This is a genomic window from Pedococcus sp. 2YAF34 (assembly GCF_052114585.1).
Lineage (GTDB): Bacteria > Actinomycetota > Actinomycetes > Actinomycetales > Dermatophilaceae > Pedococcus.
The window spans coordinates 1-638 of sequence record NZ_JBFRFA010000083.1 but is presented as its reverse complement, the minus strand read 5'-3'; the positions used below and the strand labels follow the sequence as shown (position 1 = coordinate 638).

The window sequence follows — 638 nt, the reverse complement described above, 5'->3', positions numbered from 1 at the left end:
GTCTCGCCGACGGCGCGCTCGCGCTCGATCTCACGGTTGGCTTCGGTGCGCTTGCGGTAGTTCGCGTACTCGGCGGTCACCCGCTGGAGGTCGGCGAGCCGTTCGGCGGCCAGCTGGTCGGCCGTCGACTGCCCGGACAGCACATCCAGGTCCTCGTCCGTCAGGAACGCGTCGAACGCGGCGGCCCCGTCGGAGTCGGTGTCGGACGGCCCGACGTCGACCAGCTCTTCGTGGGCCAGGTCGGGGCCGGAGGAGTCACCCTCCGACCCGCCCTCCGGGTGCCGAACCTTTCCGGTCTCGGGATCGATCCGCCGCTTGTCGCGGATGATCGGCTCCTCGTTTTCGTCGGGCTGGTCCCCTGCGGGACCTTTCGGCGTGTGAGGCATGACTACTTGGTCTCCTCGTCTTCGACCACCTCGGCGTCGACGACATCCTCATCGGAGGTCGTCTCGGCTGCGGGCTCCTCGGCGGGAGCGGCGGCCTCGGCCTGGCTGGACGCGTAGATCGCCTCGCCGAGCTTCTGCTGGCTGGAGTTGAGCTTGTCGTACGCCGTCTTCACCGCGTCCTCGTCGTCTCCGGCGAGCGCGGTCTTCAGCGCGTCGACATCGCCCTGGACCTCGGTCTTGACGTCCTCGGGC

Annotated in this window: 2 pseudogenes; both read right to left on the bottom strand. The window is 69.4% G+C overall.

The annotated features are described in order from the left end of the window. Positions 1 to 386, bottom strand: a pseudogene (locus AB4Z02_RS18960) (hypothetical protein); the annotation flags it as partial. A gap of 2 nt (positions 387 to 388) precedes the next feature. Continuing rightward, positions 389 to 638, bottom strand: a pseudogene (dnaK, locus tag AB4Z02_RS18955) (molecular chaperone DnaK); the annotation flags it as partial.